At 66.0% G+C, this 23,755-nt stretch carries 24 protein-coding genes; 12 read left to right on the plus strand and 12 right to left on the minus strand.

Annotated features, from left to right (window positions below):
- The first annotated feature begins 7 nt into the window (after nt 1-7).
- From ACW5DN_RS07930 to ACW5DN_RS07940, 3 genes are read left to right on the plus strand one after another with little or no spacing between them, the layout of a single operon-like run.
- A complete protein-coding gene (locus ACW5DN_RS07930; protein ID WP_456962169.1) occupies nt 8-1,636 on the plus strand; it encodes a DUF802 domain-containing protein in 1,629 nt (542 codons plus the stop codon).
- Nucleotides 1,637-1,641: 5 nt separating this feature from the next.
- Nucleotides 1,642-2,289, plus strand: a complete 648-nt coding sequence (locus ACW5DN_RS07935) for an OmpA family protein (RefSeq protein ID WP_456962170.1) — start codon at nt 1,642-1,644, stop codon at nt 2,287-2,289.
- Entirely contained in the window at nt 2,279-2,794 is a 516-nt protein-coding gene (locus ACW5DN_RS07940; RefSeq protein ID WP_456962171.1) for a DUF2894 domain-containing protein, read from the plus strand. The genes ACW5DN_RS07935 and ACW5DN_RS07940 overlap by 11 nt, the downstream gene beginning before the upstream one ends.
- A 31-nt stretch (nt 2,795-2,825) precedes the next feature.
- Here ACW5DN_RS07940 and ACW5DN_RS07945 read toward each other — a convergent pair whose 3' ends face one another.
- Complete coding sequence (locus ACW5DN_RS07945) at nt 2,826-3,533, minus strand: glutathione binding-like protein (protein ID WP_456962172.1); 708 nt, start codon at nt 3,531-3,533, stop codon at nt 2,826-2,828.
- A 201-nt stretch (nt 3,534-3,734) separates the two neighbouring features.
- Here ACW5DN_RS07945 and ACW5DN_RS07950 point away from each other — a divergent pair, with 201 nt between their 5' ends.
- Nucleotides 3,735-4,097 (plus strand): DUF1428 domain-containing protein, encoded by a 363-nt coding sequence (locus tag ACW5DN_RS07950; RefSeq protein WP_456962173.1) that lies wholly within the window; start codon nt 3,735-3,737, stop codon nt 4,095-4,097.
- 82 nt (nt 4,098-4,179) lie between these two features.
- Here ACW5DN_RS07950 and ACW5DN_RS07955 read toward each other — a convergent pair whose 3' ends face one another.
- The 3 genes from ACW5DN_RS07955 to ACW5DN_RS07965 form a co-directional block, all read right to left on the minus strand.
- Nucleotides 4,180-4,617, minus strand: a complete 438-nt coding sequence (locus ACW5DN_RS07955; protein ID WP_456962174.1) for a hypothetical protein — start codon at nt 4,615-4,617, stop codon at nt 4,180-4,182.
- Between the two features lie 61 nt (nt 4,618-4,678).
- Complete coding sequence (gene hutU / locus ACW5DN_RS07960; protein ID WP_456962175.1) at nt 4,679-6,361, minus strand: urocanate hydratase; 1,683 nt, start codon at nt 6,359-6,361, stop codon at nt 4,679-4,681.
- Between the two features lie 106 nt (nt 6,362-6,467).
- On the minus strand, nt 6,468-6,863 hold the full coding sequence (locus tag ACW5DN_RS07965) for a hypothetical protein (protein WP_456962176.1): 396 nt from the start codon (nt 6,861-6,863) through the stop codon (nt 6,468-6,470).
- A 149-nt stretch (nt 6,864-7,012) separates the two neighbouring features.
- Between ACW5DN_RS07965 and ACW5DN_RS07970 the strand changes: the two genes are divergently transcribed.
- Genes ACW5DN_RS07970 through ACW5DN_RS07980 form a run of 3 tightly spaced genes read left to right on the plus strand, consistent with a single transcriptional unit; the run spans nt 7,013 to nt 10,390 of the window.
- On the plus strand, nt 7,013-8,296 hold the full coding sequence (locus ACW5DN_RS07970; protein ID WP_456962177.1) for an alkaline phosphatase family protein: 1,284 nt from the start codon (nt 7,013-7,015) through the stop codon (nt 8,294-8,296).
- A gap of 49 nt (nt 8,297-8,345) precedes the next feature.
- Nucleotides 8,346-9,890: an AlkA N-terminal domain-containing protein gene (locus tag ACW5DN_RS07975; RefSeq protein ID WP_456962178.1), complete on the plus strand. Its 1,545-nt coding sequence runs from the start codon at nt 8,346-8,348 to the stop codon at nt 9,888-9,890.
- Entirely contained in the window at nt 9,887-10,390 is a 504-nt protein-coding gene (locus ACW5DN_RS07980; RefSeq protein ID WP_456962179.1) for a methylated-DNA--[protein]-cysteine S-methyltransferase, read from the plus strand. The genes ACW5DN_RS07975 and ACW5DN_RS07980 overlap by 4 nt, the downstream gene beginning before the upstream one ends.
- Before the next feature lie 21 nt (nt 10,391-10,411).
- Here ACW5DN_RS07980 and ACW5DN_RS07985 read toward each other — a convergent pair whose 3' ends face one another.
- Nucleotides 10,412-11,758: a formimidoylglutamate deiminase gene (locus ACW5DN_RS07985; protein WP_456962180.1), complete on the minus strand. Its 1,347-nt coding sequence runs from the start codon at nt 11,756-11,758 to the stop codon at nt 10,412-10,414.
- A 144-nt stretch (nt 11,759-11,902) separates the two neighbouring features.
- On the opposite strand from ACW5DN_RS07985, the gene hutI reads away from it, so the two are divergent.
- Genes hutI through ACW5DN_RS08000 form a run of 3 tightly spaced genes read left to right on the plus strand, consistent with a single transcriptional unit; the run spans nt 11,903 to nt 14,932 of the window.
- Entirely contained in the window at nt 11,903-13,096 is a 1,194-nt protein-coding gene (gene hutI / locus ACW5DN_RS07990) for an imidazolonepropionase (RefSeq protein WP_456962995.1), read from the plus strand.
- Nucleotides 13,097-13,151: 55 nt separating this feature from the next.
- Entirely contained in the window at nt 13,152-14,186 is a 1,035-nt protein-coding gene (locus ACW5DN_RS07995; RefSeq protein WP_456962181.1) for a hypothetical protein, read from the plus strand.
- Nucleotides 14,183-14,932 (plus strand): ABC transporter ATP-binding protein, encoded by a 750-nt coding sequence (locus tag ACW5DN_RS08000; protein WP_456962182.1) that lies wholly within the window; start codon nt 14,183-14,185, stop codon nt 14,930-14,932. The genes ACW5DN_RS07995 and ACW5DN_RS08000 overlap by 4 nt, the downstream gene beginning before the upstream one ends.
- A gap of 80 nt (nt 14,933-15,012) precedes the next feature.
- Here ACW5DN_RS08000 and ACW5DN_RS08005 read toward each other — a convergent pair whose 3' ends face one another.
- Both ACW5DN_RS08005 and ACW5DN_RS08010 read right to left on the minus strand, forming a co-directional pair.
- Entirely contained in the window at nt 15,013-15,204 is a 192-nt protein-coding gene (locus ACW5DN_RS08005; RefSeq protein ID WP_456962183.1) for a 30S ribosomal protein THX, read from the minus strand.
- 138 nt (nt 15,205-15,342) lie between these two features.
- Complete coding sequence (locus ACW5DN_RS08010; protein WP_456962184.1) at nt 15,343-15,750, minus strand: MerC domain-containing protein; 408 nt, start codon at nt 15,748-15,750, stop codon at nt 15,343-15,345.
- An 85-nt stretch (nt 15,751-15,835) separates the two neighbouring features.
- Between ACW5DN_RS08010 and ACW5DN_RS08015 the strand changes: the two genes are divergently transcribed.
- Entirely contained in the window at nt 15,836-18,052 is a 2,217-nt protein-coding gene (locus ACW5DN_RS08015; protein ID WP_456962185.1) for a TonB-dependent receptor domain-containing protein, read from the plus strand.
- A gap of 6 nt (nt 18,053-18,058) precedes the next feature.
- Here ACW5DN_RS08015 and ACW5DN_RS08020 read toward each other — a convergent pair whose 3' ends face one another.
- Nucleotides 18,059-18,547: a transcriptional repressor gene (locus ACW5DN_RS08020; RefSeq protein ID WP_456962186.1), complete on the minus strand. Its 489-nt coding sequence runs from the start codon at nt 18,545-18,547 to the stop codon at nt 18,059-18,061.
- Between the two features lie 37 nt (nt 18,548-18,584).
- On the minus strand, nt 18,585-19,991 hold the full coding sequence (gene gltX / locus ACW5DN_RS08025) for a glutamate--tRNA ligase (protein WP_456962187.1): 1,407 nt from the start codon (nt 19,989-19,991) through the stop codon (nt 18,585-18,587).
- 91 nt (nt 19,992-20,082) lie between these two features.
- Between gltX and lpxH the strand changes: the two genes are divergently transcribed.
- Nucleotides 20,083-20,817: a UDP-2,3-diacylglucosamine diphosphatase gene (gene lpxH / locus ACW5DN_RS08030; RefSeq protein WP_456962188.1), complete on the plus strand. Its 735-nt coding sequence runs from the start codon at nt 20,083-20,085 to the stop codon at nt 20,815-20,817.
- 109 nt (nt 20,818-20,926) lie between these two features.
- Here the strand turns inward: lpxH and ACW5DN_RS08035 are convergent, their stop codons facing one another.
- The 3 genes from ACW5DN_RS08035 to purF are packed head-to-tail and all read right to left on the minus strand — an operon-like array spanning nt 20,927 to nt 23,752.
- Nucleotides 20,927-21,388: a COG3650 family protein gene (locus ACW5DN_RS08035; RefSeq protein ID WP_456962189.1), complete on the minus strand. Its 462-nt coding sequence runs from the start codon at nt 21,386-21,388 to the stop codon at nt 20,927-20,929.
- 52 nt (nt 21,389-21,440) lie between these two features.
- Nucleotides 21,441-22,286, minus strand: a complete 846-nt coding sequence (locus tag ACW5DN_RS08040) for a ferritin-like domain-containing protein (RefSeq protein WP_456962190.1) — start codon at nt 22,284-22,286, stop codon at nt 21,441-21,443.
- Nucleotides 22,283-23,752, minus strand: coding sequence for an amidophosphoribosyltransferase (gene purF, locus ACW5DN_RS08045; RefSeq protein WP_456962191.1), 1,470 nt, complete (start codon nt 23,750-23,752; stop codon nt 22,283-22,285). The genes ACW5DN_RS08040 and purF overlap by 4 nt, the downstream gene beginning before the upstream one ends.
- Nucleotides 23,753-23,755 lie beyond the last annotated feature (3 nt).

Consider the following 23,755-nt stretch of genomic DNA (forward strand, 5'->3'; position numbering starts at 1 on the left):
AACCCCAATGCCCAAAAATGTCCTTCTGTTTGTCGTGTTCCTGCTCGGTCTGCTCGCCGTGGGCTGGATCGGTGCGGGTTATGTCGGCACCAACCTGCTCGGGGTCGGGGTCACCGTGATGATCGGCGCCGGTTACCTCGCCGGCGCGCTGGAGTTGCATCGCTACCGCCACGCCAGTGCCACGCTGACACGCGCGATGGCAGACGCCGCCAGCGCCGTGTCCGAACTCGGCGACTGGCTCGGCCGTCTGGATCCAAGCCTGCGCAATGCGGTGCGGCTGCGGATTGAAGGTGAGCGCGTGCCGCTACCCGGGCCGGCGTTGACACCGTATCTGGTCGGCCTGCTGGTGCTGCTGGGCATGCTTGGCACGCTGATGGGAATGATGGCGACCCTCCGCGGCACTGGCCTGGCGCTGGAAAGCGCGAGTGATCTGGAGGCGATCCGCGGCTCCCTGGGCGCACCGGTAAAGGGCTTGGCGTTTGCGTTCGGCACCTCGATCGCTGGCGTGGCCAGCTCGGCAATGCTTGGCCTGTTGTCCGCGTTGTGCCGGCGCGAACGGCTGCAGGCGGTGCAGCAGCTCGACGTGGAAATCGCGACCACCCTGCGCCCGCACTCACAAGCCTGGCGGCGTGACGAAGCCTTCCAACTGCTGCAACAACAGACCGCGTTGATGCCAACACTGGTCGACCGGCTGCAGTCGATGATGACCAGCCTTGAGCAGCACAACCTCACCGCCAGCGAACGGCTGGCCACCCAGCAACAGGAATTCCACGCCCGCGCCGAGGCGTCCCATGTGCGCCTGGCCTCCTCGCTGGAGCAGTCCCTGAAGACCGGCGTCAGCGACAACGCCCAAGCCGTCGTTGCCGCGCTGCAACCGGTGGTGGCAACCACGATGGCCGGCCTCGCGCGCGAAACCGCATCACTGCATACCCAGGTCAGCCAGGCGGTACAGCAGCAACTGGACGGACTGTCGACCGGCATCGAGACAGTGACCAGCGCCGCCGCCGAGCACTGGACCGCCGCCGTGGCCGAGCAGCAGCAAGCCAACAACACCCTCATCGCTGATCTGGGCGGCACGCTGGCACGCCAGCAAACCCTCAACGAACAGCTCGCGGCCCGCAACGAGCAGGCGCTGGCCAACGCCGCGACAAACTTCGATGATCGTGCCGGCGCGCTCGTCAACGTCCTGCAGCAAGCACATGCGGAGCTGCAAACGCAGATGGAGTCCCGCGACCAGCAGCGGCTGGTGCAATGGGCCGACGCGTTCGGCGGGATGGTCGAAGAGCGCACCCGTCTGCTGGGCTCGCTTGAAACGTTGCTGAATGCCGTCAACCACGCCTCCACCGAGCAGTCCACCGCGGCGGCGCGTGTCAGCGCCGGCGCGGTCGAAGTGGCCAACCTCGGCGATGCCTTCGGCGCGGCAGTGCAGGTGTTCGGCACGTCGACCGACGCCCTGGCCGAGCGCCTGCAGCACATCGAGACCGCACTCGACAAGTCGATGACCCGCAGCGACGAGCAACTGGCCTACTACGTCGCCCAGGCGCGGGAGGTCGTCGACCTGAGCCTGCTGTCGCAGAAGCAGATCATCGGCGAGCTGCAACACCTTGCCGCCTCGCGCATCGCGGCCGAGGCGTAAGCCGGATGAGCGACGAGATCGAACTGGATGACGAATCCACCTCGACCACCTGGGCCGCGTTTGGGGACCTGATGTCGGTGCTGCTGGGTGCGTTCGTGCTTATCCTGGCCGGCGTCATCGGCGTGCAGTTGCAGCTGTCCAACCAACTGGACGAAGCGGTCAGGCAACGCCAGGCCGAAGCACAACGGCTAAAGACCCTGGAGCAGGCCCTTGCCGCACCGTTGGCTACCGGTCGTGTCACCGTCATCAACGGCCGCATCGGGATCAGCGGCAGCGTGCTGTTCGCGCTCAACTCCGACCAGCTCCAGCCCAAAGGCCGCGACATCCTGCGGAGTATTGCCGCGCCGCTGTCGGACTACCTGCAATCGCGCGATGAGATCCTGATGGTGAGCGGCTTCACCGATGACCGGCCGGTGCTGGGCAGCAACCGCCGCTTCGCCGACAACCTGGAACTGTCCGCCGCGCGCGCCATGACCGTTACCCGCAGCCTGATCGCCGATGGCGTACCGGCCTCATCGGTGTTCGCCGCCGCATTCGGGGCCGAGCAACCGGTCAGCTCCAACGCCGACGAAGCCGGGCGGGCGAAGAACCGCCGCGTGGAAATCGCCCCGATTCCCCGGTCCGAAACGAGCTCAGCGCCCGATGCCGGGTAAGGCGACCGACGTCCGCACGCAGCTCAACGCCCGGCGCGCGCAAGGTGCCGACCACGTGGGCCCGGGAGAAAGCGCCGACGTCCCGGCACCCAGCCCGCTGCGCGCATTGCTCGACCATATCGACGCGACTCGCGGATCCGCCGAACCGCTTCCCAAACCGGACCACGCGGCAGCCTCGGCACCGCCGACCCACGCAGCGCTACCGGTATTGGCCGAGTTCCAGCAACTGTGGAATCGCGTCCGCACCGACAGCCAACTGCGCCGATCCCTGGCTGCGGTCCCCGAGGATGCCGGCCCACTGCATTCCAGCGCCCTGCTCCACCGCGCGATGCGTCTGATGCACGACGCCTCACCGGGCTATCTGCAGCACTTCATCGGCTACGTCGATGCGCTGTCGTGGATGGAGCAATTGCAGGAGGATGGCGTGCTGGAAGCACCCACCGCAGCCCGCAGGGCCAGCGGCAAGACCCGCCCGCGCAAGCGCACGAAACCCCGGCGCCCCTAGGGACGATCCGGCATCGCCACGCAGACCTGCCTTATTCCTCGCGCGACGGGATCGCAAGCCCACGCTGGACGGCCGGGCGCGCCAGTCCACGCTGCAACCAGGCATCGACATGGGCAAAGCCGTCATAGCCGACCAGCTCGCGCGCCTCGTAGAACGTGATCAGGTTGTTCACCCAGCCCAGGGTCGCGATGTCGGCGATGGTGTAGTCGTCACCCATCAGCCACGTACGGCCGTCGAGTCGCGCATCGAGCACGCCGAGCAGGCGCCTGGATTCGTCGACGTAGCGTTGCAGTGGGCGCGGATCCTCGATGTCCTTGCCGGCGTACTTGCTGAAGAACCCGAGCTGGCCGAACATCGGACCGATCGACGCCATCTGGAAGAACACCCACTGGATGGTCTCCCAGCGCCTCGCCGGATCGGCAGGGATGAAACGGCCGGTCTTGTCGGCCAGGTACAGCAGGATCGCGCCGGACTCGAACAATCCCAGCGGCTCCCCGCCCGGCCCATCCGGATCGATGATCGCGGGGATCTTGCCGTTGGGGTTGAGCGACAGGAACTCCGGCGTGTGGCTCTCGTCCTGCATGATGTCGACCAGATGCGGCTCGTACGCCAGCCCGGTCTCCTCGAGCATGATCGAGGCCTTCACCCCGTTGGGCGTATTGAGCGAGTACAGCTGGATGCGCTCGGGATGTTGCGCCGGCCAACGGCGGGTGATCGGGAAGGCGGACAGGTCGGGCACGGCGACTCCTGGTCAATGTCTGGAATGGCCCAGCTTAGAACGGTCGGTCTGGATTGGCACAGCCCCGGATGGAACGGACCGTCGCCATGTCTGCGCCAGCATGACCATCCGGCAAACTGGCCTGCCGGTACTGACGGGTGTCGATTTCCCGCCCCGTCGTTCGTCGTTTAACGACACCCCCCGCAAAGAAGGAGACACGACATGTCCTACATCGACGGCTTCGTCATCGCGGTTCCGACCGCGAACAAGCAGAAATTTATCGACCACGCCAAAACCGGCGATTCGGTGTTCATGGAATACGGCGCCACCCGCGTGGTCGAGTGCTGGGGCGACGACGTCCCGGCCGGCAAGCAGACCGACTTCCAGCGCGCGGTGCAGGGCAAGGAAGACGAGACGATTGTCTTCTCCTGGATCGAATGGCCCGACAAGCCGACCCGCGACGCCGGCATGGAGAAGATGATGAAAGACCCGCGGATGGATCCGGAGACCAACCCGATGCCGTTCGACGGCGCGCGGATGATCTATGGCGGGTTCCAACCGGTCGTGGAGCTGGGGTCGCGCTGATCCCGCGCGCCCGGCCTCGTCGATGGCAAAACCCGGGGCAGGCTTACTTTCCTGAAAGCCCGCCCCGGTTCATCGGAGCTTCTTATGCCAGCCAGCCGCGCGCGATCGACCAGCGCGCGAACCAGATCAGCAATATGGCAATCACGGTGACCAGGATCGGCATCGGCAGCGACTGAGCGGCGCCCAGCACCTCGAGCATGCGGCCGGGAAACAGGCAATAGCCGAACAGCACTACCACCGCGACCAGCGACACCCAGAACACCGGCAGCGCCAGCCGCCTGCCCATCATCAGCAGGATCGAGCCCAGCGTGCCCGCGACGACGGCCGCGCAGTTGAGCGCCCACAGCCAGTCGGGGAATCCCTCCTGCAGGCTGCGTTGGGCCTCGGGCAACTGCGCCAACTGGTCAGGTGTCATCGTGTACTGCAGGTAGAACATCGCCAAGCCAAACAGGTTCCACAGCAACGCCAGCACGGCCACGACCCAGAACCAGGCCGGACGCGTCATGACAGGTGCGTTCATGTGCTTCTCCCCAAACCGGTTTTCGGGCATCGGATCGATGCCGAGGTGATCTTAGCGCTTACTACTTAGCCATCGGCAGCTTCAACCCCTGCTCCTTCGCACACGCCTTCGCGATCTCATAACCCGCGTCCGCATGCCTCATCACGCCGGTGGCCGGGTCGTTCCACAACACACGGGCGATGCGCTTGTCGGCGGCCTCGCTGCCATCGCAGACGATGACGATGCCGCTGTGTTGCGAGTAGCCCATGCCGACGCCACCGCCGTGGTGCAGGCTGACCCAGGTCGCGCCGCCAGCCACGTTGAGCATGGCGTTGAGCAGTGGCCAATCGGACACGGCGTCGCTGCCGTCCATCATCGACTCGGTCTCGCGGTTGGGTGACGCCACCGAGCCGCTGTCGAGGTGGTCGCGGCCAATCACCACCGGCGCTTTCAGCTCGCCGTTGCGCACCATCTCGTTGAACGCCAGGCCGAGCTTGTCGCGCAGGCCAAGGCCGACCCAGCAGATGCGCGCGGGCAGGCCCTGGAACTCGATCCGGTCGCGGGCCATGTCCAGCCAGTTGTGCAGGTGGGCGTCGTCGGGGATCAGTTCCTTGACCTTGGCGTCGGTCTTGTAGATGTCCTCGGGGTCGCCGGACAGCGCCACCCAGCGGAACGGGCCGATGCCCTTGCAGAACAGCGGGCGCACGTAGGCGGGCACGAAACCGGGGAAGTCGAAGGCGTTCGTGCAGCCTTCGTCAAACGCCATCTGGCGGATGTTGTTGCCGTAGTCGAAGGTGGGGATGCCCATCTTCTCGAATGCGAGCATCGCTTCGACGTGGACACGCATGGATTGCTTGGCGGCGTCGCGGACTTTCTCGGGGTTCTGCTTCTGCCCGGTGAGCCACTGCTCCACGCTCCAGCCGATCGGCAGGTAGCCGTGCACGGGGTCGTGGGCGCTGGTCTGGTCGGTGACGGCGTCGGGGTGCACGCCGCGCTCAATCAGCTGCGGCAGGATCTCCGCGGCGTTGCCCAGCAACGCAATCGACTTGGCTTCGCCGGCGGCGGTGTACTTGGCGATACGGGCCAGCGCGTCATCCAGGTCGCTCGCCTGCTCGTCGACGTAGCGGGTCTTCAGGCGCATGTCGATGCGGCTTTGCTGGCACTCGATGTTGAGGCTGCAGGCGCCGGCCAGGCTGGCCGCCAGCGGCTGCGCGCCGCCCATGCCGCCCAGGCCGGCGGTCAGGATCCACTTACCCTTGAGATCGCCGTCGTAATGTTGGCGACCCATCTCGACGAAGGTCTCGTAGGTGCCCTGGACGATGCCCTGGCTACCGATGTAGATCCAGCTGCCAGCAGTCATCTGGCCGTACATCATCAGGCCCTTCTTATCGAGCTCGTTGAAGTGCTCCCAGGTCGCCCAGTGCGGGACGAGATTGGAGTTGGCGATCAACACGCGCGGGGCGTCGGGGTGGGTGCGGAAGATGCCGACCGGCTTGCCGGATTGCACCAACAGGGTCTCGTCGTCTTCAAGGTTCCGCAGCGATTCCAGAATCGCGTCGTACGACTCCCAGTCGCGCGCGGCGCGGCCGATGCCGCCGTAGACCACCAGTTCGGTCGGGTTCTCGGCGACCTCTGCGTCCAGGTTGTTCTGCAGCATCCGGTATGGGGCTTCGGTCAGCCACGACTTGCAGGTGAGCTGGTTGCCGCGTGGGGCACGGATGACACGGCTGGGGTCGACACGCGTGTGAGCTGCTGGGGTGGACATCGGCAACTTCCTGTACGAAGACGGAAAGTCCCATTATCGCACCGCACCCGACAGGCGGCCGGGCGCTGGCGCCGAGTAACGAAGTCCGTTTTTCTGCGTGCTGGGGTCAGCGGATGGCGGGGTCGAGCTTGCGCAGTGCATCGGCAAGATCCACCTCACCGGTGCGGCTCAGGTCGGAGCGGCTATAGACACGGCCATTGGCATTCACGCAATCCTCCGGCTCGAGCGAGGCGACGCGCTGATGATCCATCTGCTCGTGATCCATCTGCTCGTGATCCGCATCCGCACGACCCGTGTCATCGGCACGCGCTACGCGCTCAGCACGCCCGGTTCTGCTCCGGACAATATGGCTGCCGGTATATCGCATGCAATTGTGGCGGGCATCACGCTCGCTCACTTCGGCCTGCGCCGCCACGGCTTGAGCGCTGGCAGGTACGGGTTCACCGGCCTGTGCGACGCAGACCGGCAGGGCGATCAATACAATCAGGGCCAGGATTTTCATGATGTCACCACGAGGTTGCCAGAGGGGCTGGATCAACCTTTACCCTACGCCCGCCGTGTTGTGTATGCGGGTATGGCACGAACCATATTCATGGGGTTTTCAGTCTTTCGGCACTTCGAGTTGCAACATCGCATCGCTAGGATTGACTCATGCATTCGATCAAATCGGCGGCACGAGCCGTCCTGCTCACTCTTTCTGCCCTGTCACTGGTGGCTTGCGGCACGTTCCCCGGCTCGCAGGCCACGCGTCCCGATGAGCCGGCCATCGCTCCGCCAGCCACGGTCGTGCTGGTCTCGATCGACGGCTTCCGCGCCGATTACCTGGAACTGGGCATCACGCCGAACCTGACCCGGTTGGCGGGCGAAGGCGTCCAGGCGGAATGGATGAACCCGTCCTACCCCAGCCTGACCTTCCCGAACCATTACTCGATCGTCACCGGCCTGCGCCCGGACCATCACGGCATTGTCCACAACACGATGCATGACGCGACGCTGGGGGATTTCAGCCTCGGCAATCGGGAAGCAGTCAGCGACGGACGCTGGTGGGATGACGGCGTGCCGGCCTGGGTATCGACCGAGAATGCGGGGCTACCTGCCGCGACGTTGTTCTGGCCCGGTAGCGAGGCGCCCATCACCGGCGTGCAGGCGACGCAATGGTTGCCGTTCGACTCGGATCTGGCAATGGACGTGCGGGTCGACACGGTGCTGGGTTGGCTGGCGAAGCCGGCATCCTCCCGTCCGCGCTTTGTCACGCTGTATTTCGAAGCCGTGGACAGCGCCGGCCATCGGCACGGGCCGGACTCGCCGGAAGTCCACGAAGCGATCCGCGAGGTCGACGCGCAGATCGGCCGGCTGCTCGACGGCCTGGCCGCGCGCGGACTGGCTTCCCAGGTCAACCTGATGGTGGTGTCCGACCACGGCATGGCAGCGGTACCGCCGGACCAGCACGTGGCCATCGAGGACATGGTGGACCCGGCCGACGCGACGATGGTGACCGCAGGCCAATCGGTTGGTTTTGCACCCTTGCCCGGGCGCACCGCGATGGCCGAGGCACAACTGTTGGGCACGCATCCGCATTATCAGTGCTGGCGCAAGGCCGACCTGCCGGCGCGCTGGCACTACGGCACCCATCCACGCATCCCACCGATTGTCTGCCAGATGGAGGAAGGCTGGGATGCGCTTCGGACCGAATGGATTGCCAGCCGCAAAGATGCAGGAACCCGCGGCTCGCACGGATTCGACCCGGCACTGCCATCGATGCGCGCGATTTTCATCGCCCGCGGCCCGGCATTCCTGGAAGGCGCACAGGTGCCGGCATTCGACAATATCGACGTGTATCCCTTGTTGATGGAACTCATCGACGTGGCGCCCGCAAAAAACGATGCCGACGATGACGCCATGAGCACATTGAAGCCTGCCGCCCGCCAGTATTGATGTCCGAATCCGGCGAGTTTGACGCCCGGGCCGGTGCTAGCCTGCACCCATGTCCTCGCCCAATGCTGACGTAATCCCCACCGCCATCGCCGAAGCGCCAGGCACGCCTGACGTACGCGTCTGCGAGCAGGCACGACTAAGCCGCGACGCGCGTTTCGACGGACTGTTCTTCACCGCCGTCACCAGCACCGGGATCTATTGCCGGCCGGTGTGCCCGGCACCGGTCCCCAAGCGCGAAAACGTGAACTATTACCGCAGTGCCGCGGCGGCGGAATCCGCCGGGTTCCGGCCCTGCCTGCGCTGCCGGCCGGAATTATCCCCCGGTGACGACGGCTGGAACCGTGGCGATGCGACGGTGGCACGCGCGCTCAGGCTGATCGAGCAGGGCGCGCTGGCCGATGCGCCACTGGCGACGCTGGCCGACCGCGTCGGTCTGGGCGAGCGGCAACTGCGGCGTTTGTTCGTCGAGCATCTGGGCGCCGCGCCGCTTGGGGTGCACGCCACCCGGCGGCTGTTGTTCGCCAAACAGCTGCTGACCGAAACCACGCTGCCGGTCACCGAAGTCGCGATGGCGGCAGGGTTCGGCAGCCTGCGCCGCTTCAACACCACGTTCCGCGAGGCTTACCGGATGGCGCCACGCGAGCTGCGCAAGCTTCCGCGTGACAGCGACAACAACAATGAAAGTCAGGTACTGACCTTGCGACTGGGCTACCGCCCGCCCTACGATTTCGCGTCGATGCTGGCGTTCCTCGGCACCCGCGCGCTGCCCGGCGTGGAAGTGGTCGATGGCGACAGTTATGCACGGGTGATCGCGCCGCCCGACGACACCCCTCTGGCGCCGCCGGGCTGGCTGCGGATCAGCGCCTGGCCGGGTGGCGCCCACGCGTTGCGACTGCAGGTACACGGCGTGGGTTCGACGCGGCTGCTGTCGATCGTCGCGCGGCTGCGGCGGATGTTCGATCTGGACGCCGACCCGCAGACCATTGCCACCACCTTGTCGGCCGATCCGAAGCTGCGGCCATTGCTGCACAAACGTCCCGGCCTGCGCCTGCCCAGCGGCTGGGATGGCTTCGAGATCGCGGTGCGCGCGGTGCTCGGACAGCAGGTCAGCGTGGCCGCGGCACGCACGCTGGCCACGCGATTGGCGCACCGGTACGGGCAGCCGCTGGACGCGCCGTTCGCACCGGGTCTGGAGCACGTCTTCCCGACCGCCGAAGCCTTGGCCGATGCCGACCTGTCAACGATCGGCGTCACCCGCGCGCGTGCTGAAACGATCCGCAACCTGGCTCGCGCGCTGCTTGATGGCCGGGTGGACTTCCGGCCCGAACGCACGTTGGAGGATTTCGTCGCACGCTGGGTCGCGCTACCGGGCATCGGGCCGTGGACCGCGCACTACATCGCGATGCGTGCGCTCGGCCACCCCGATGCGTTCCCCGCCGAGGACCTGATCCTGCGCCGCGTGGCCAGCGATGATGCGACGCCGCTGACCGCCCGCAAGCTGCTCGCGCGCGCCGAGGCGTGGCGTCCCTGGCGCGCGTACTCGGTGATCCACCTGTGGCGCGACACCGTGCCCGAACCCGGAGCCCTCCCATGACCACCTACACCACCATCGACAGCCCGGTCGGCCCGCTGCTGCTGGCCGCCGACGACGACGGCCTGCGACTGGTCGAGTTCCAGCAATCGCGCCATCACATCAAGCGCAGCGACGATTGGACGGAAGGCGAGCATGCGGTACTCGACGCAACGCATGCGCAACTGGACGAGTACTTCCGCGGCGAACGCGAGCGCTTCGACCTGCCGCTGGCACCACGCGGCACGGAATTCCAACGTGAAGTCTGGTTCACCCTGGCGACGATTCCCTACGGCGAGACCGTCAGCTACGCGCAACTCGCTGGCCGCGTCGGCCGGCCGACGGCCATGCGTGCCGTCGGCGGAGCCAATGGCCGCAACCCGCTGCCGATCGTACTGCCCTGCCACCGCGTGATCGGCGCCGACGGCAGCCTGACCGGCTTCGGCGGTGGCCTGCCGACCAAGCAGTTCCTGCTGGAGTTGGAAGGGGTGCTGCCGCGCGTCGACCTGTTTGCCTCCGCCTGACCGACCTGCCCGGCCCGCGAGTCAAGCGTCGGCGAGCATCTGCTCGATTTCGCTTCGGCAATGCGAAAGGATGGCGTCGGCATGGAAGTGACGACCGTTCTCGACCACGCATCGACCGTCCACCCAGGTCTCGCGCACCAGCGGGCGGTTGCCGGCAAACACCCATCGATCAATCGCGTCCTCGTCCCGGGCACCGATAAATTGCGGCGCGCCGACGTCCAGCACCACCGCGTCGGCAAACTCACCCTCGGCCAGGCGGCCGATCGCATGGCCGGTCGAGTCGGCGGCGCTGGCGGCCGCGCCATGCACCAGGGTTTCACCCACGCTCGGGGACGCGCTGGTCACGGCGATATTGCGCCGCCGCGTGGACAACCTCTGGCCGTACTCCAGCCAACGCAGCTCCTCGACCGGCGATACCGAGATGTTGGAGTCCGACCCGATGCCCCAGCGGCCTCCGGCGCCGATGTAGTCGGCCAGCCGGAACAGCCCGTCGCCGAGGTTCGCCTCGGTGGTCGGACACAGTGCAACGGTGGCGCCCGATTCAGCGATGCCAGCCAACTCGGCGTCGTCCAGGTGGGTCGCATGCACCAGGGTCCAGCGCCGGTCGACGCCGGCATGGTCGAGCAGCCATTGCACCGGCCGCGCGCCGCGCAGCTGCAGGCACTCGTCGACCTCCGCGGTCTGCTCGGCAATATGGATGTGGATGCGGCTGTCACCCGGCAATGCCGCGATGACCTCTTTCATCGCCTGCTCCGGCACCGCGCGCAAGCTGTGCAACGCGCAGCCGACCTTCAGCATGGAGTTCTGCTCGGTACGCAAGGTGTCGAGTAGCCGCAGGTAGCTTTCCACGTCGTGGCCAAACCGCTTCTGCCGTGCATCGAGTGCGCGTCCGTCAAAGCCACCGGTCATGTACAGCACTGGCAGCAGGGTCATGCGGATGCCCACGTCGTGCGCCGCGGCGATCAACGCACGCGACATCGCCGCAGGGTCCGCATAGGGCTTGCCATCGGGCGCGTGGTGCAGGTAGTGGAACTCGCAAACCGTGGTGTAACCCGCTTCCAGCATCTCGCTGTACAACTGCGCCGCCACCGCGTGCAGCGCTTCGGGCGTGAAGCGGCCGGCGAAGCGATACATCGCCTCGCGCCAGGTCCAGAACGAGTCATCGGGGTTGGTCTGGCGCTCGGCCATGCCCGCCATCGCACGCTGGAACGCGTGCGAATGCAGGTTGGCAACTCCCGGCAACACGCGCTGGTCGGTGGTACCGCCGTGTTGCCTGCGGGTGATGTGGCCGTGTATGTCGACGTCGAGCTTGACGCCATCCCGCCAACCATCGGGGTGCCAAATTCTGGCGTTTGGAATCGTTCTCATGCCCCGATTGTGGCGCGTCGACACCGATCTGGCGACCGCCGGCGGTCTCCTTACAATGGGGCCATGAGCACACATCACACAACGCCGCACGCACGCCTCCGCCCCGATGACCACACCGACCCCGACTCTCGATGGGATGTACTGATGATTGGCGCCTCGTTGGCGACCCTGGTTGGCGACACCGGTTACGGCGAGATCACCGACGGCGCACTGGGTTGGAAGGACGGTCTCATCACCTATGCCGGTGCGGTCAGCGACCTGCCAAGCGAGCCATCGCTGCTGGCACGGGAGGTCGTCCGGGCCGATGGCTGGATCACCCCCGGCCTGGTCGATTGCCACACCCACCTGGTATTTGCCGGTGACCGCGCGCGCGAATTCGAGCAGCGCCTGCAGGGTGCCAGCTACCAGGAGATCGCCCAGGCAGGCGGCGGCATCCTGTCCACCGTGCGCGCGGTGCGAGAGGCCGACGAAGCCGAGCTGTTAAGACAATCGTTGCCGCGCGCGCGCGCATTGCTGGCCGATGGCGCGACCACCGTGGAGATCAAATCCGGCTACGGCCTGGACTTCGACAACGAACGCAAGATGTTGCGGGTTGCACGGCAGATCGGCGACATCCTGGGCATCACCGTGCGCACCACTTATCTCGCCGCTCATGCGTTGCCGCCGGAGTTCAAGGGCCGCAGCGATGACTACATCGACGCGGTGATCGAGTGGATGCCGCAGTTGCACGCCGAGGGCCTGGTCGACGCGGTCGATGCATTCTGCGAAGGCATCGGTTTCAACCCGGAACAGACTCGCCGCGTGTTCAAGGCTGCGCGCGCGCTCGGCCTGTCGGTCAAACTGCACGCCGACCAGCTGAGCGACCTGGGCGGTGCCGGACTGGTGGCCGAGTTCGGTGGCTTGTCGGCCGACCATATTGAGCACAGCAGTGACGCCGGCATCCGTGCGATGGCGGATGCCGGCGCCGTCGCGGTGCTGCTCCCGGGCGCGTTCCATGTACTGCGCGAGACCACCCTGCCGCCGCTGGATGCCCTTCGCGAGCATGCCGTGGCCATGGCCGTCGCCACCGACTGCAACCCCGGCACCTCGCCGCTGATGTCGCTGCGCCAGGCGATGCAACTAGCCTGCACCCACTTCCGGCTGACACCGGAGCAGGCACTGCGCGGCGCCACCGTGCACGCGGCGCGCGCGCTGGGCCTGCACGATCGCGGCGTGCTGGAAGTCGGTGCCCGGGCGGACTTCGTGCAATGGCGGATCAACCATCCTTCCGAGCTGGGGTATTGGCTCGGCGGCGACCTGGCGCAAACCGTCCATGCCGGCGGGATACGACTGACGTGACCGGCGGACTCGAGTCGCTTTCCAAGCCGCCCGGTTCCCTGTGATCCAAGCCCGCATGTCGTCCCTGATCCCTTCGTGGCACCCCTGGTTTGCCGAGTCTGCGATCATCCTGCGTCGCCGGCTGACGTCGGTGTGGATACCGGTAGCGCTGATCGGGTTGGGACTGGGGTTTGCCACCGCGCTGGGCGCCGGCTGGCCCCGCGCCAACGACACCTCTTTTGCCGCCGCAAGCCAGTCTCTGTTGACGCCACTGCTGAACTGGCCGCTGCTGTGCGCATTGATCGTCGGCATCGGCTGCTATGTGCTGGTCAACGCGCGACTGCAGGCCGTTGCCGCGCGACTGCACCAAGGATGGTGGGCGGCGATGCCCATCGATCCCCGCAGCGTAGTGATTGCGTTGTGCATCGTCGCCGGCACCGTCACGGCGCTCTACCTGCTGGCACTGGCATTGGCCCTGAGCGCACTCATCGCGCTGGGTGCGCATGGCGGTATCGGCTTTGCCAGCAGTTGCGCTGCGCTGGCGGTTGTCCTTGGCGCCACTGGGGCGCTGGTCGTTGTGTTACGTCGACCACACACGGTCATTGCCGGGTTCGCTCACGTCCATGTCCGTACCCGCCGGGCATTTTTCAACACCGAGTGGTTGCAGGACCGTCAGTTGCCACACCTGTCCGACTGGCAGCGGCGCGAGGTGCGGCTCCGCTGGCGGACCGGCGCAAGCGCCATGCCGGCATGCGCGGCATTGATATTGCTCCCCGTGGGCGCGTCACCGCTGCTCCTGTTGGGGCTGCTGGTATTCCTGTTATCCGCCACCTGGCTTGGACTGGTGCTGCGCGCGTGGGTTCGGATTGCGGCATCGGCTAGCACCTTGTTGCGCGCAACTCCCGCAGATCCATCGCGTCAACGTCGCGCGACGCGGCGTTATCCACTGTTCGCCTGTGCGTGTGCGTCGACATGCGGCGTGCTGGTCTCCGGGGCGGCGCACTCGTGGATGTTGCTGGTCGGCTGGTCGGTGTTGGTCGTATTGGTGGCCATTCCTGCGCTACCGGCGGCGTGGCGATTGTTCCGGGATTCGAGGATTCATACACGATGACAAACACGTCCTCCGACCGGTCTCCGGCCCTGCAGCTCAATCGGTTGCACTTTGGTTACCATCCGCGACAGCCGGTGCTGCACGACATCAACCTGCAGCTTCCATGCGGCGAATTCGTAGCCTTGATTGGGCCCAATGGCTCGGGCAAGAGCACCTTGCTGCAATGCCTGGTCGGCGGGCAGGCACCGACTACCGGCCAGGTGCTGGTCGACGGCATCGACATGGCCCTTGACCCTCGACGCGCGAAGTCGCAGCTCGGCTTCGCAATCGATCCGACCCTCCTGCCGACGTTGCTGACCGGCCGCGAAGCCCTGCGGCTGTTCTCAGCTACGCGTGGACTGGACGGCATTCCGGAGGCAAGCGTACTGCTCGCCGATGCATTCAAACTATCGCCAGTACTCGACCGACCCATAGGTCAGTACTCGCTGGGAACCAGGCAGAAGCTCGGCATCACGCTGGGCCTGCTCGGCGAGCCGCCCCTGCTGGTATTGGATGAACCGCTGAACGGACTGGATCCGCCGAGTGCGTGGACGCTCAAGCAGCACCTGCAGACGTTGACCCGCGAACACGGTACGACCGTGCTGCTGTCCACCCACTCACTGGATGTCGCCGAGCGTTTCATCGACCGCGCCGTGCTGCTGGTGGAGGGCCGCCTACATTGCGATTGGGACCGTCACGCCTTGGCGGCAATCCGCAGCGATCCGGCCCAGTCGCTGGAGCAGGCGATGGTAGCGGCACTTGCATGAGCCCGCGCCCACCCTTTCCCCGCCCATGAAAAAGCCCCGCAATGCGGGGCTTTTCAGTCACACCGGCAATGCGCCGATGCTTACTCCTTGGAGACGGTCTTCTTGGCCACGACTTTCTTCGTTGCGGCCTTGCTGACAGCCTTGCTGGCAGCGGACTTCTTCACCACTGGCGCGGCGGCGGTGCCGGTGGCCTTGGTTACGGCCGAGCGGGAGTTGCCGTAGCTGGAGTTGAAGCGCTTGCCCTTGGCGGTTTTACGGTCGCCCTTGCCCATGATGTTGCTCCCGGATGTATAGATGGAAAACTAGCGATAAACCCGCCCATGAGGCGCGGGCGCCGGCGCGGAGCACCAGGCCGCACGTGGCAGCGGGAAGCTGCGTAGCGTAACACGCCGATTATCGCCAGCGAACCGTCAATGCGCGCAGCTGGCGTCGTGGACGTGACTGTGGTTCAGCCGCAGATTGGCCACATGTGCCAACCCGACCAGGGTGCCGCCAAAGGTCATTGCGATCGCGTGCGGAACCAGGCTGTGGTGCAGCGGCGCGTACAACACCGCCAGCCACAGCACCAGCAAGCCGGGGATCAACAACCCCAACGCACGGACGACGCCATGGCGTCGATAACCCTGGATCAGGCTGAACAGCCCCAACAATGTTGCAAAGACCACGAATGCCTGTTCAAAGCGGTCGTTGCCCATGCTGATCAGCCCCAACGCGGGCAACAAGGCGATCACCACCGGTAACAGTGCGCAATGGATGGCGCACAGGATTGAGCCGTAAGCGCCGAGGCGATCGAGTGTGCGGCGGGTTTGTGGAGACATGGGGACCGTGACCTATGGGGGATGAGTTCGCATTGTTATACTATAACATTACGACTCTCCGTCCACGCCACTGTAGCCGATTCTTATGCCCAAACGCTCGTTCCCCCGTCAGCTGCCACTGGTTGCCGCGCTGGCCATCGCCCTGCCGGCGTTCGCCGCCGAGCCGCCCAGCGTGCCCCCCCACGACCACCAGCCGACCGACCTGAGCGCCGTGAAAGTACGCGCCAACCTGCTGCCCGCCACCGCCGAGGATCTGGTTCACCCCGTGGAGATATTGGCCGGTGAGCGACTTGATGCCGCCAAGGCCAACTCTCTGGGGGAAACGGTGAACAAGCTCCCCGGCGTGCAGTCGTCCTACTTTGGCCCCGGCGTCGGCCGGCCGATCATCCGCGGCTTCGATGGCGCCCGGGTCCAGGTTCTCAGCGATGGGCTTGGCGCCGGCGATGTATCGACCCTCAGTGCCGATCATGCCGTCAGTATCGAGCCATTCCTCGCCGAGCAGATCGAAGTCCTGAAAGGCCCTTCCACCCTGCTTTACGGCAGCGGCGCCATCGGCGGGGCGGTCAATGTGATCGACGGCCGCATCCCCGAGACGGTCACCACCGCACCGCTGCAGGGCCGCGCCGAACTGCGCGCCGGCAGCGTCAATGACGAGAAGACCGGGATGCTGCGGCTGGACGGCACGTCGGCATCGGGAAATCTGGTGTTTCATGTCGACGCGCTGCATCGCGAGACCGGCGACTACGACATTCCCGGCTTCCCCGAAAGTGCGCGCCAACTGGCCGAGGAAGGCGAAACCCCGGACCCGTCCACTGCCGGCACCCTGCCCAACAGCGCCGTACGTACCGACAGCGGCGCATTGGGCGTGTCATGGATCGGCGAGCGCGGCTTCATCGGTATCGGCCAATCGCTGTTCAACACGCGCTACGGCGTGCCGGGCCATTCCCACGGCGCTGACGACGGTCATGACCACGGGCACGATCATGACGCGCATGACGAAGATGAGCACGGCGAAGACGCCGTCCGCATCGTCATGGACCAGCGCCGCTCGGAGCTGCGGGCCGGCCTGGACGAGGTCGGCATGTTCGAGTCGTTGCGGCTGAAGTTCGCCAATACCGAGTACACCCATACCGAATTCGAAGGCCACGATGTCGGAACGGTATTCGACAACACCAGCAAGGAAGCGCGCCTGGAGCTGGTACACAAGCCATGGGGCGCATGGCGTGGCGCGTTCGGAGTGCAGCTGTCGGAGCGCGACTTCAACGCGGTAGGCGCAGAGGCCTTCGTTCCGGCCACCGAGGGTCGCGACACCGGCCTGTTCTGGATCGGCGAGCGCAACTTCGGCCCGGTCAAGCTGGAGCTTGGTGCCCGCCACGACCGCAACCGGATTGATTCCGCCGCGCAGGCCTTGGCGCCGGAACGGCGCACCTCTCGTAAGTTCGAGGCCCAAAGCGCGTCGGCTGCGGTGAAGTGGGAGGTCAACGACACGTTCCACCTGTCGATGGGCCTGGATCGCGCGCAACGCGTACCGACCGCCGAGGAGCTCTACTCCAACGGCTTGCACGTGGCGACCGGCACGATCGAGATCGGCGATGACGCCCTTGAGGTGGAAACCGCGAACCGGCTCGAGCTCGGCTTCCGCTGGCACGGCGAACGCGTGCAACTGGGCCTGGCCGCCTACACGATCCAGTACGACGATTTCATCTACCTGAGCACGCTGGAGTCGTTGCGCGATCCGGGCACGACGCTGACCGATGGCGGCACCACCGTCCACCTGTGGAACCAGGCGGATGCGCGCTTCCACGGAATGGAGGCCGAAGCGACGGTCATGCTGGCCGACAACGCCAGCGGTGCATGGGACCTTCGCGTGTTTGGCGACATCGTGCGTGGCGAGCTGGACGAGGGCGGCAGCCGCGATGTCGATCTGCGCGTATTCCACGGCGAACACGTCCATGGGCACTCCGCCCGGATCGCACTGGACGGCAACCTGCCACGCATCGCCCCGGCCCGCGTCGGCAGCGAGCTTCGCTGGGACCAGGGTCCGTGGCGCGCCTCCGTGGGTGCCGTGCGTTACATGAAGCAGGATCACGTGGCTGCGGATGAAACCGCCACGCCGGGCTACACCCTGGTCGACGCGCACCTGGCCTGGCACGTGGACACCGCGCATGGCAACGCATGGGAGATCTTCCTGGACGGCAGCAACCTGCTCGACGAGGAAGCACGCCCGCACACCTCGTTCCTGAAGGACCTGTCGCCGCTGCCCGGCCGAGGTATCGCGTTTGGCGTGCGCGCGTTCTTCTGAACGCAGCTACGCCGCTTCCCTGGCGCACTGGGCGCACAGGCCGTGGACTTCCAGGGTCTGTGCGCGGGGCAGGAAGCCCAGGGCGCGGGCACGCTTTTCCAATGCCTCCACGATGGAGTCGTCTTCCAGCTCGGTGGCGGACTGGCAGTTGTCGCAGATCAGGAATGGCACCGCGTGTTGCTCGCCACCAGGGTGATGGCAGCCGACAAAGGCGTTGATCGAGGACAGCTTGTGGATGAAGCCGTGCTCGAACAGGAAGTCCAGCGCACGATAGACCGTCGGCGGTGCGGCGGCGTCATGGGTCACCTTCATCTGGTCGAGCAGCTCGTAAGCCTTCATGGGCCGGCCGGCGTCGGCGATCAGGCGCAACGCGCTTGCCCGCAGCGGCGTCAGGCGCAGGTTGCGTTGCGCGCAGACACGCTCGACCTCGCGCACGAAGGCATCGCCATCGTGGACGTGGTGTTTTGGATCGGTGCAGACGTGGGCGCGGGTCATGGCCAGAACCTCATATGACCTTTCGTTGCTGCATGATCTAGGTCTCGACCGCCACTTTATCAAGGGCCGCATCGATCCGCTTCAGCGCCTCGACCTGTCCGGCCAGGTACACCGTGTGCGAGATATCCGGGCTGACCTGGGTGCCGGTGATCGCCACCCGTAGCGGCTGGGCAACCTTGCCCATGCCCAGCTCCAATGCGGCGGCGGTCTCGTGCAGGGCGACGCCAACATTGTCGGCGGTCCATTCCGGCAACGCGGCGAGCCGTTCACGCGCACCGGCCAAAGGTGCACGCGCCGCCGGCTTGAGGTGTTTGGCGACTGCGGCTTCGTCGTATTCGAGCAGCGGACCAAACCAGACCGCGGCGCGCTCGGCCATCTCCTTCAGGGTTTGCACGCGGTCGCGCAGGGCCACCACGATATCGGCCGCCGCCGGCCCTTTGTCCAGGTCGAACCCCTGTTGTTGCAGGTGCCATTGCAGGTGCTTGCCGACGGCGACCGGGTCGTCGCTCTTGAGGTATTGCTGGTTGAGCCAGCCCAGCTTGGCCGGATCCAGCCGTGCGGGCTTGGAGTGGACATCCTTGAGATCGAACAGCGACTTCATCTCGTCGATCGAGAAGATCTCCTGGTCGCCGTGCGACCAACCCAGGCGCGCCAGGTAGTTGAGCAACGCGTGCGGCAGGTAGCCGGCATCGCGATACTCGATGACATCCGCCGCGCCGGTGCGCTTGGACAGCTTGGCGCCTTCCGGATCCAGGATCATCGGCAGGTGGGCGAAGTGCGGCACCGTCGCACCGAGGGCCTGGTAGATGTTGATCTGGCGCGGGGTGTTGTTGACGTGGTCATCGCCGCGCACGACATCGGTGATGCCCATGTCGAGATCGTCCACCACGACGGCGAAGTTGTAGGTCGCGTAACCATCTGGACGGAATATCACCAGGTCATCCAACTCGGTGTTGCTGATCTCGATCCGGCCCTTGACCTTGTCGTCCCAGGCGACCACGCCATCGCGCGGATTCCTGAAGCGGATGACCCGGTTGGGATCCTCGCGGTAGCCCGCGTCCTGGTCGCGGTAGGCGCCGTTGTAGCGCGGCTTCTCATTGGCGGCGACCAGGGCCTCGCGCATGGCCTCCAACTCGGCCTTGGTCTCGTAGGCGTAATACGCGTGACCGGAGGCGACCAATTGCTCGGCCACCTCGCGGTAACGCTCCAGCCGATGGGTCTGGTAGATCGGGCCTTCATCAAAATCCAGCCCCAGCCATTGCATCGCCTGCAGGATGGCGTCGATTGCGGCCTGGGTGCTGCGCTCGCGATCGGTGTCCTCGATCCGCAGGATGAACTCGCCACCGCGACGACGCGCCTCCAGCCAGCAGTACAACGCAGTACGTGCCCCGCCGATGTGCAGGTAACCAGTCGGGCTGGGGGCGAAGCGGGTGCGGCAGCTCATGCGGGACAACTCCAGGTAGGTGTCCGTCGATTTTAGCCGCTGCCGCTGCCGACCGTGCGGGACGGACGGTTTCGCCCACTACAATGCCGCAATGACCACGCTCTTCATCTCCGACCTCCACCTCGACGCCGAGCGACCGCAGATCACCGAGCTGTTCGGCCGTTTCCTGCGCGAGGAAGCCGCCGGCGCCGACGCGTTGTATATCCTCGGCGACCTGTTTGAAGCCTGGGTCGGTGACGACGATCCGTCCGATACCGGCGCCTTCGTCGCCCGCGAGCTGCAGGCGGTGAGCGCGGCGGGAACCCCGGTGGCGTTCATGCACGGCAACCGCGATTTCCTGCTGGGCAACGATTATGCGCGACATGCCGGTATGGCGATCCTGCCCGACCCCAGTGTGGTGGTGCTATATGGCCGCCCCACCCTGTTGTTGCATGGCGACACCCTGTGCACCGATGATCTCGCCTACCAGCAGTTCCGCGCCCATACCCGCAACCCGGCGTGGCAGGCGCAATTTCTGTCCCAGCCATTGCCCGCCCGCCTGGCATTCGCGCAGCAGGCGCGAGCGGCCAGCAAGGCGCACCAGTCAGGGCTGAAGTCGGAAGGGACGATGGAGACCATCACCGACGTCGCGCCGGCAACGGTCGCGGAAACCTTCACCCGCTTCGGCATCGACACCATGATCCACGGCCACACCCATCGGCCGGCAGTGCACTCAAGCGAAGTTGCCGGCCGCGCCTGCGAGCGGATCGTGCTGGGCGACTGGTACGAACAAGGTTCGGTGCTGCGCGTGACCCGCGAAGGCCATGCGCTGGAATCGCTGGGATAGCCCCCGAATCGGGACACTGGAACACAGCTACGAAAGCAGGGCTACGAAACCAGTGCTACGAAACCAGGGCCGACGCCTCAGCGCAATGGGACGGCATCGGCGTTACGGGTCATTCGGAACCCGCATCTGCGCAGCCGGTCATTTCAGTGTCGCCGTAGGTGAACGAAGACGTGTACTCGAACATTTCGCCCGACATCGAGTCCTGGCACTGCCCGCCCGTGACGTCCAGGACGAAGGCCTTGTCACCGTCGGTGCCGTTGAAGGTGACACCTGCGGCGTGGTCACTGCGCTCGGCGGTCAGCTGCTTGCCCGGTTGCATCTCGGGCGTGGTGTAGGTCAGCGTGTCGCCATCGACCTTTACCGACCAGAACGGTTCGTTGCCACGTGCGTGCAACCGGCTGATCGGCCGGTCCGGTTCATTCACCGCCGGAGCGTCGATGGCCGTATTCGCAGAGCTGACGACGGCCGGCGTGGTGTCCGCCGGAGTCGGCGATTGCGGTTGACAGCCCAGCAGGGCGGCTGCCGTGCACGCGGAGATCGACAGCAACAACAGCGGGCGAATCTTCATCATGGAGTGTCTCCATTGGCCAGTCAGATGGATCCCGGAAACTAGCAGGTTCCGATCAACGCCCGGTGACTGCGGCCCGGCCTTCCACCGCGTCCAGCAACATCGCCAATTCTTCCTCGTCAAATCCCGCCTCGCTGCGCGCCTGCAGGTTGAAGGGCCCGTACAGGACATCGCGGGCGTACTCACCTAACAGCTGGCGGAACGTCGCTCCCGGTGCGACCCCGGCGCGCGCGCAATACCAGCGGAACCAGCGCGAGCCGGCGGCCACGTGGGCGACCTCTTCGCGCAGGATCACCTCCAGGATTTCAACGGTGGCGTGGTCGCCCAGCCCGCGTAGCTTGTCGATCATGCCCGGGGTCACGTCCAGCCCCCGCGCCTCCAGCACCCGCGGCACCAACGCCATCCGGGTCAGGCCGTCGTGCGCGGTCTTCACCGCCATCTCCCACAAGCCGTTGTGGGCGTCGAAGTCGCCGTAGTCGTAACCCAGCTCCTGCAGGCGATTGCGCAGCAGCGTGAAATGCCGCGCCTCGTCCACCGCCACGCCGACCCAGTCCCCGTAGAACGCCGGTGGCAGCCCGCGGAATCGATACACCGCGTCCCAGGCCAGATCGATGGCATTGAACTCGATGTGCGCGATGGCATGGATGAATGCCGCGCGCCCCGCGTCCGTGCCGAAGCCGCGTTTGGGCAACTGGCGCGGCGACACCAGCACCGGCCGCAGCGGGCGTCCGGGCATGCCGATCGGCATTGGCGGCGGCGACGATGGCGGAATCATCAACGTCCCACACCGGAAGGCCTCGCCTGCCGCCACGGTCGCGGCGACCTTGTCGTGCGCCGTGGCCGCATCCAGGCAGGCGCGCGCCGCCTGGAACAGGTCGTGCGAGGCCACGCTACCGGTCACGAAGCCCGGCGCGTGGTCTTCGCCTCATCCGAGCGCAGGCGTTTGACCCGCTCGAAATAGTCGGCCTCGGTGCCGGTCACGTAGTCGCCGTCGAAGCACGAGGAGTCGAAATTTTCCAGCCGGTGCTTCGGCCCCGAAACCGCGTCCTCAAGGTCGGCCAGGTCCTGGTAGATCAACCAGTCACAACCCAGCAATTTCTCGATCTCGTCCTCGGAGCGCTGATGGGCGATCAGCTCCTCGCGAGTCGGCATGTCGATGCCGTAGATATTGGGGTGGCGCACCGGCGGCGCTGCCGAAGCCAGGTAGACCTTGCGCGCACCCGCTTCCCGCGCCATCTGCACGATCTGGCGCGAGGTGGTACCCCGCACGATCGAATCGTCGACCAGCAACACGACCCGGTTGCGGAACTCCAGCGGGATCGGGTTGAGCTTGCGGCGCACCGACCTGGCACGCTGCTCCTGACCCGGCATGATGAAAGTACGGCCGACGTACCGGTTCTTGATGAAGCCTTCGCGGTACTTCACTCCCATCACGTTGGCCACTTCCAGCGCCGCGTCACGCGAGGAGTCGGGGATCGGTATCACCGTGTCGATGTCATGATCCGGGCGCAGGCGCAGGATTTTCTCGCCCAGCTTCTGGCCCATCCGCATCCGTGCCTTGTGCACCGAAATGTCGTCGATCATCGAGTCGGGCCGGGCGAAGTACACGTACTCGAAGATGCACGGTGTATGCACGCCGGGCGTCGCGCATTGGCGGGCATGCAGTACACCGTCAGCGGTGATCACCACCGCTTCGCCGGGCAACACGTCGCGCACCCGCTGGAAGCCGGTCAGGTCGAACGCCACCGACTCGGACGCCACCGCGTACTCATCGCCATTGGCGCCGGTGCGCTTGCCCAGCACCAGGGGCCGGATGCCGTTGGGGTCGCGGAAGGCCACCAGCCCCAAGCCCAGCACGGCTGCGACCACCGCGTAGCCACCGACGCAACGCCGGTACACCCCGGTGACCGCCTTGAACGCGGTTTCCGGTGAGGGCGCCTCGCCGTTGCCCAGCTCATGCGCAAACACGTTCAACAACACTTCCGAGTCGGACTCGGTGTTGACGTTGCGGCGATCCTGCTGGAAGACCTCGCGGCGCAGGTCATCGGCATTGATCAGGTTGCCGTTGTGCGCCAGCGCGATGCCATAAGGGGAATTGACGTAGAAAGGCTGGGCTTCGTCATCCCCTTCGCTTCCTGCGGTCGGGTAGCGGCAATGGCCGATGCCGACATGACCGACCAGGCGTCGCATCGAGACGTCGTCGAGCACGTCGCTGACCAGCCCGCTGCCCTTGCGCAACCGAAGGTGCCTGCCGTCGGCGACGGCGATGCCGGCCGCGTCCTGGCCACGATGCTGGAGCACCATCAGTCCGTCGTAAAGCTGAGCCGCGACGTCGTTGTGGCCGACGATTCCGATAATGCCGCACATGGC

The sequence above is a fragment of the Lysobacter sp. A289 genome (assembly GCF_054072675.1).